The sequence below is a fragment of the Saccharopolyspora gloriosae genome, from assembly GCF_014203325.1.
Lineage (GTDB): Bacteria > Actinomycetota > Actinomycetes > Mycobacteriales > Pseudonocardiaceae > Saccharopolyspora_C > Saccharopolyspora_C gloriosae.
In genome coordinates this window covers 4,603,388-4,609,991 of sequence record NZ_JACHIV010000001.1, presented here as the reverse complement: position 1 = coordinate 4,609,991, position 6,604 = coordinate 4,603,388, and the positions used below count along the sequence as shown (strand labels likewise).

Genomic DNA, 6,604 nt, shown 5'->3' with positions numbered 1-6,604 from the left:
CGGAGTTGATGATGACCTCTGGGGAGCGTGACCCGGCGGACCGGCAGGCGCAGGTCGAGAAGGCACTCCGCGCGTCGATGAAGGAGACGGAGCGGCTGCGCAAGCAGAACCAGCGGCTCACCGAGCAGCGCTCCGAGCCGGTGGCGATCGTGTCGATGGGCTGCCGGTTCCCCGGTGGGGTCTCCTCGCCGGAGGACCTGTGGGACCTGGTCGCCGCGGGCGGCGACGCGATCGGCGAGTTCCCCACCGACCGCGGCTGGGACCTGGGCGCGCTGCGGGACGCGGGCGTCGACGAACGCGGCAACGCCGTGTCCCGGCGCGGCGGGTTCCTCGACGGGCTGGCGGAGTTCGACCCCGGGTTCTTCGGGATCTCGCCGCGCGAGGCCATGTCCATGGACCCGCAGCAGCGGTTGCTGCTGGAGGTGTCCTGGGAGGCGATCGAACGCGCCGGGATCGACGCCACCGGGCTGCGCGGCAGCCGCACCGGCGTGTTCGTCGGCACCAACGGGCAGGACTACGCCTACCTGCTGGTGCGGTCGCTGTCGGACGCCGACGGCAACGTGGGCACCGGCATCGCCGCCAGCGCCACCTCCGGGCGGCTGTCCTACGAGCTGGGCCTGGAAGGGCCCGCGGTCACCGTGGACACGGCGTGCTCGTCCTCGCTGGTGGCGCTGCACCAGGCGGCGCACGCGCTTCGCGCGGGGGAGTGCTCGCTCGCGCTGGCCGGGGGCGTCAACGTGATGTGCACGCCCGGTTCGCTGCTGGAGTTCAGCAGGCAGGGCGGGCTCGCCACCGACGGCCGGTGCAAGCCGTTCTCCGACGCCGCCGACGGCACCGGCTGGTCCGAGGGCGTCGGCGTGCTCGTGCTGGAGCGGCTCTCCGACGCGCGGCGCAACGGGCACCCGGTGCTCGCGGTGGTGCGCGGCTCCGCGGTGAACTCCGACGGCGCCTCCAACGGGTTCACCGCGCCCAGCGGGCGCGCGCAGCAGCGGGTGATCCGCCAGGCGCTGTCCAGCGCTGATCTGTCCACTTCGGACATCGACGTGGTGGAGGCGCACGGCACCGGGACCTCGCTGGGCGACCCGATCGAGGCGAGCAGCCTGCTGGCGACCTACGGCAAGGACCGGGAGGAGCCGCTGCGGCTCGGCTCCGTCAAGTCCAACCTCGGCCACACGCAGGCCGCCGCCGGGGTCGCGGGCGTGATCAAGATGGTGCAGGCGATGCGCCACGGCGTGCTGCCCCGCAGCTTGTACTGCGACCCGCCGTCCTCGCACGTGGACTGGTCCTCCGGAGCGGTCTCACTGCTGGCCGAGACTGAGGCCTGGCCCGAGACCGGCCGCCCGCGCCGCGCCGCGGTGTCCTCGTTCGGCGTGAGCGGCACCAACGCGCACACCATCCTCGAACAGGCCCCCGCCGAGGAGACCGCCGAGCGCGGGCCGGAATCCGGTGCGGTGCCGTGGATCCTCACCGGCCGCACCGAGCAGGCCCTGCGGGACCAGGTCGTCGGGCTGCTCGCCCACGTCGACGCCGACCCCGCCGCCCGCCCGGACGACGTGGCGTTCTCGCTGGCCACCTCCCGCGCCGCCTTCGAGCACCGGCTGGCCGCCGTCGGCGCGGACCGGGGCGGGCTGCGCGACGCGCTGGCCGGGTGGGTCGCCGACGGCGACGCGCCGGGACTGGTGCGCCACACGGTGGAGCGCCCCGCGAAGCTCGGCGTGCTGTTCTCCGGCCAGGGCGCGCAGCGCGCCGGTGCCGGACGTGAGCTGGCCGCCGCGTTCCCGGCGTTCGCCGAAGCGCTGGACGCGGTGCTCGCCGAACTGGACCCGCACCTGGACCGCCCGCTGCGCGAGCTGCTGTTCGCCGAACCCGGCAGCGCCGACGCGGCCCTGCTGGACCAGACCGGCACCACCCAGCCCGCGCTGTTCGCCGTCGAGGTCGCGCTGTACCGGCTGCTCGAATCCTGGGGCGTCACCCCCGGATTCGTCGCGGGCCACTCCGTCGGCGAGATCACCGCCGCGCACGTCGCGGGAGTGCTCTCGCTGCCGGACGCCGCCGCGCTCGTCGCCGCCAGGGGACGCCTGATGCAGGCGCTGCCCGCGGGCGGGGCGATGGCCGCGGTGCGCGCCACCGAAGCCGAGGTCGCGCCGCTGCTGACCGAGCGGGTCGCGGTGGCCGCCGTGAACGCGCCCGGCTCGCTGGTGATCTCCGGTGCGGAGGACGAGGTCGACGAGATCTCCCGGTGGCTGGCCGAGCAGGGCCGCAAGACCACCCGGCTCGCCGTGAGCCACGCCTTCCACTCGCCGCTGATGGACCCGATGCTCGACGATTTCCGCGCGGTGGTGCGGAAATCCGCGTTCGGCAGGCCGCAGCTTCCGCTGGTGTCGAACCTGACCGGGCGCCTGGCCGCCGCCGAGGAGCTGGCCGCGCCGGAGTACTGGGTGCGCCACGTGCGGGAACCGGTGCGGTTCGCCGACGGGGTGCGCGCGCTCGCCGCCGACGGCGCCTCGGTGTTCCTGGAACTGGGGCCCGACAGCGCGCTGTGCTCGATGGCGCAGGACTCGCTGGAGCCGGGCACGCCGGTGATCCCGATGCTGCGCCGCGACCGGGACGACCGCACCGCCGCCACCACCGCGCTCACCCGGCTGCACACCGCCGGGATCAAGGTCGACTGGGCCGCGTTCTTCGCCGCCACCGACGCCCGCCGGATCGACCTGCCGACCTACGCCTTCCAGCACGAGCGCTTCTGGCCGGAGACGGCGCAGCAGGCCGGGGACGCGACGGGCCTCGGGCTCACCGGGGCCGAGCACCCGCTGCTGGGCGCCTCCGTGGAACTCGCCGACGGCGCCGGGGTGCTGTTCACCAGCAGGTTGTCCGTGGCCACGCACGCCTGGCTGGCCGACCACGTGGTCAGCGGCCAGGTGTTCTTCCCCGGCACCGGGTTCCTCGAACTCGCCGTGCGCGCCGCCGACCAGGTCGGCTGCGACCAGGTGGAGGAGCTGACGCTGGCCGCGCCGCTGGTGCTGCCCGCCGACGGTGCAGTTCAGGTGCAGCTGCGGGTCGACGCCGCCGACGACTCCGGGCGCCGCGCGCTGCGCCTGTACTCCCGCCTCGACCAGCCCGGGCGCCTCGACCAGCCCGGGCGCCCCGACCAGCCCGGCCCCGCCGACGACCCGGCCGCGCCGTGGACCCAGCACGCCGCGGGCACGCTGGCCGAACCCGAGCGCGTCCTGGACTTCGACGCCGCCGTCTGGCCGCCCGCCGGATCGTCCGAAGTGGACATCGAGAGCCTCTACGACGACTACGCCGCCACGGGACTCACCTACGGCCCGGTGTTCCGCGGGCTGCGCGCGGTGTGGCGCCGCGACGACGAGTACTTCGCGGAGGTCCGGCTGCCGCAGCAGGTGCGCGACGCCGAGTCCTACGGACTGCACCCCGCGCTGCTGGACTCGGTGCTGCACGCCACCGTGTTCGCCGTCTCCGAAGGGGACGGGCGCGGCCTGCTGCCGTTCTCCTGGAGCGGTGCCTCGCTGCACGCCTCCGGCGGATCGGCGCTGCGGGTGCGGATCACCAAGAACGGCAAGGATTCCGTCGAGCTCGTCGCCGCCGATCCGCAGGGCATCCCGGTGCTGTCGGTCGACTCGTTGGTGCTGGCCGAAGCGGGACCGGCCCCGGCCGCACCCGCCGGCGCGGACGAGCTGAACTCGCTGTTCCACGTCGAATGGGTCGCCCACCAGGTCGAGCCCGCCGCGCGGCAGTGGGCGGTGCTGGGCCCGGACCCGTTCGGCCTGGGCGTCGGCGCGGTCGCGGACTCCGCCGACGAGCTGCCCGAGCCGGTGCCGGAGTTCGTGGCCGTGCCGCTGAGCGGCGGCGGGGACGACGTGCCCGGCGCGGTGCGCGCGCTGAACCGGCGGGTGCTGGAGCTGGTGCAGCGGTGGCTCGCCGAGGACCGCTTCGCGGCCTCGCGGCTGGTGTTCGTCACGCGCGGCGCGGTCGACGGCACCGACCTGGCGGCGCACTCCGCGTGGGGCCTGGTGCGGTCCGCGCAATCCGAGAACCCCGGCCGGTTCCTGCTGCTCGACGTCGACTCGGACCCGGCCGAAGCGCTCGCGCTGGCCCCCGGGCTGTTCGAGCAGGACGAGCCGCAGGCGCTCGTGCGCGACGGCGCGCCGCGCGTGGCGCGGCTGGCGCAGCTGGCCACCGCCGAGTCCCTGGTGCCGCCCGCGGGCGTGCCGTGGCACCTCGACAGCGTGCGCAAGGGCAGCCTGGACGACCTCGCGCTGACCCCGTTCCCGCAGGCCGCCGAGCCGCTGACCGGCCGGGACGTGCGGGTGCGGATCGAGGCGGCCGGGGTGAACTTCCGCGACGTGCTCAACGCGCTCGGCATGTACCCCGGCGAGGCGGGCCCGTTCGGCTCGGAAGCCGCCGGGGTGGTCGTCGAGGCCGGACCCGAGGCGGTCGATCTGCGGCCCGGCGACCGGGTGATGGGCATGCTGTTCGGCGGATTCGGTCCACAGGGGACGGTCGACGAGCGGTTCCTCACCCGCGTTCCGGAGGGCTGGTCCTGGGACGCGGCGGCCTCGGTGCCGCTGGTGTTCCTCACCGCCTACCACGGTCTCCTCGACCTGGCGGCCGTGCGGCCCGGCGAGAAGGTGCTGGTGCACGCCGGTGCCGGTGGTGTCGGCATGGCCGCGATCCAGCTCGCCCGGCACCTCGGCGCCGAGGTGTTCGCCACCGCCGGCGAGGGCAAGCAGGACACCCTGCGCTCGCTCGGCGTGGCCGACGACCACATCGCCTCCTCCCGCACCACCGACTTCGAGCGCGAGTTCGCGGCGGTCGCGGGCGACGGCGGCATCGACGTGGTGCTCAACGCGCTGTCCGGCGAGTTCGTCGACGCCTCGCTGCGGCTGCTGCCCCGGGGCGGGCGGTTCATCGAGATGGGCAAGACCGACGTGCGCGACGACGTGGCGGGCGTCGACTACCGCTCCTTCGACCTCGGACTCGTCGACCCGGACCGCATCCAGGAGATGCTGGGAGAGCTGACCGCGCTGTTCGCGGCCGGTGCGCTGCACCCGCTGCCGGTGCGGTCCTGGGACGTGCGGCGGGCGCCCGAGGCGTTCCGGCACATGAGCCTCGCCCGGCACATCGGCAAGATCGTCCTCACGATGCCCCGGCGGTGGGACCCGGACGGCACGGTGCTCATCACCGGCGGCACCGGCGGGCTCGGCGCCGAACTGGCCCGCCACCTGGTCGCCGACGGCCGCGCCCGGCACCTGCTGCTCGCCAGCAGGCGCGGCGCCGACGCGCCCGGCGCGGCCGAGCTGCGCGCCGAACTCACCGCGCGCGGCGCCGAGGTCACCATCGCGGCCTGCGACGTCGCCGACCGCGCCGCCGCCCGCGCGCTGCTGGACTCGGCGCCGCGCCCGCTCACGGCCGTGGTGCACACCGCGGGCACCCTCGACGACGGCGTCGTCGGCTCGCTCACCCCGGAACGGCTGGACGCCGTGCTGCGGCCCAAGGTGGACGGCGCCTGGAACCTGCACGAGCTCACCGCCAACCTGGACCTGGCCGCGTTCGCCGTCTACTCCTCGGTCTCCGGGGTGCTGGGCAGCGCGGGGCAGGCCAACTACGCGGCGGGCAACGTGTTCCTCGACGCGCTCGCCCGGCACCGCCGGTCCCGCGGGCTGCCCGCGGTGTCGCTGGCGTGGGGAGCGTGGGAGCAGGGCGTCGGCATGACCGCCGGGCTCGACGACCGGGACCTGCGCCGCATCGGCGACAACGGGATGCCGCCGCTGCCGATCGAGCGCGGCCTCGCCCTGTTCGACACCGCGATCGGCGCCGACGAACCCCTCGTCGTGCCGCTGGGCATGGGCTCCGGGGCCGCTCGCGCGCAGGCCGAGGTGCCCGCGATGCTGCGCGGCCTGGTCCGCTCGGCGCGGCGCACCGCCGCCGGTGGCGGCACCGGAGCGGACCAGGCCGGGCTCGCCGACAAGCTCGCCGCGATGGGCGGCGCGGAACGCGAGCAGACCCTGGTGCAGCTGGTCCGGGACGCCTCCGCGACGGTGCTCGGCCACGGCTCGGCCGAGGCGATCGGCGCGGAGCGCGAATTCCGCCAGATCGGCTTCGACTCGCTGACCGCGGTCGAACTGCGCAACCGGCTGACCGGGGCGACCGGCGTGCGGCTTCCCTCGACGCTGATCTTCGACCACCCGACGCCGCTGGCGGTGGCCCGCCTGCTGGCCGAGGACTTCGGCGGCACGGACGGCCCCGGGGCGTCCCCGCTCGCCGAACTGGACCGGATCGAGCACGTCCTCGCCGACGAGGAGACCGCCGCCGAAGTCCGCGACGAGCTCACCGTCCGGCTGCGCGGCCTGCTGGAGCGCTACGGCGACGGAGCCGCCCACGCCGACGAGCACGCCGTGGAGGAACGCATCCAGGACGCCACCGCCGATGACCTGCTCACCTTCATCGACAACGAACTCGGCAGACGAACCCAGGCTTAGGAGCTCTCACGGAATGGTTTGCGCAGGTGTCCGGGTGGCGGAACCTCAGCGGCTTCCTCGCTGCGGGATCGATTTCTCATGTAGCTCCCTACACCACGAAATCG

General features: G+C 75.0%; 1 protein-coding gene. It reads left to right on the top strand.

Going from position 1 to position 6,604, the window contains the following annotated elements; genetic code table 11:
- Window positions 1-11: 11 nt before the first annotated feature.
- Window positions 12-6,500 carry a type I polyketide synthase gene (locus tag BJ969_RS20115; protein WP_221315885.1) on the top strand — a complete coding sequence of 2,163 codons (6,489 nt, stop codon included), beginning with the start codon at window positions 12-14 and terminating at the stop codon, window positions 6,498-6,500.
- Window positions 6,501-6,604: the final 104 nt, after the last annotated feature.